Genomic DNA, 1,116 nt, shown 5'->3' with positions numbered 1-1,116 from the left:
AGCTTAATTGATAATCAATTAACAACATTTTTAAAACAGAGATATGATTTTGCCGTAAATTGGGAACTTTAAGTTCTTTAATATTATTTACAGAAAAACCAAGATTTAATAATTCTTGCTCCATTTCCACTATATGGCTTGATTTGGGCTCCATTGAAAGATTGTGCAGGACGCACAATTGCTTTAATTGCTCTATGTCATGATGCAGCATAACGGAATTGGTATCAGGATAAATAAAAGCTTTGCACACTTTTATCCACTCCACTATATTTACTAATCGATATTTTCTACCCATTAGGCTTGTAAAACATTCTTCGTCATTATCAATTGAAGTTAAATCCACAGGATCTACATCAAGAATAGGGAAATTGTTTGCTAATCCTTGTAATGCAGTAATCAGAGTATTTTTTATGCTTTGAAGTTCTTGTTGCGAAAGAGATTTTAAATCACCATTGGCCTGAGAAGTGTTAAAGAAATTAAACGCATAATGCGATATCATGTTATAAATACCTTGGCGATTCGCCAATAATTGCGACACCTCATCCAAAGCCCGTAGTAAATTTCCTCGTAATTCATTTAACAAATTGTTATCAACAACTTCGAGACGAAAAGTATTTTCAGCTAATTCGGCACATCGTCTCAATTGTATAACGTTTATATATTGATTTAGTTTACTCAGATAAGACGGGAAATGCATACAATAACACCACAAATAACATTATTGTACACATTTAATCCTTTGTGATCAATGAAAAGTCGGTTGTTGACGACAATAATTGCTTGTTCTTTTTGATATTATAATATATTTATTCTGACATATTGATCGGGTTGATTGGGATTTCGCTCATTACAGCGACATATTAAAATAAACTGGCTTCATTTTATAATATGGATTAAGGAGTTCTTATGCTAGAGGACCAGATGGATCTAGGTATAAAAATTGGCAACAAGAATGGCGGAATACACAACGGCGATGATTTTTGTGGCTTATATCGTTCTGACTCAACTCTTTATTTAGTGAAAAGAGATTTAAATAATTCAGCTAATGATATAGCTGAATATTTAAGTTCAAGACTATTCAATAAAATCGCCCCAGGATATGGAGCAGAAATTAAT

At 32.3% G+C, this 1,116-nt stretch carries 2 protein-coding genes; one reads left to right on the top strand and one right to left on the bottom strand.

The window, feature by feature from the left end; translation table 11 throughout:
- On the bottom strand, positions 1-643 hold a 643-nt coding region (locus Q0495_RS05940; RefSeq protein WP_298624088.1), incomplete at its 3' end, for a hypothetical protein.
- Between the two features lie 263 nt (positions 644-906).
- Here Q0495_RS05940 and Q0495_RS05935 point away from each other — a divergent pair.
- Positions 907-1,116: hypothetical protein (locus tag Q0495_RS05935; protein WP_298624086.1), on the top strand; the 210-nt coding region annotated here is incomplete at its 3' end.

Source organism: uncultured Legionella sp. (genome assembly GCF_937871865.1).
Classification (GTDB): domain Bacteria; phylum Pseudomonadota; class Gammaproteobacteria; order Legionellales; family Legionellaceae; genus Legionella.
This window is presented reverse-complemented; position numbering and strand designations above follow the sequence as displayed.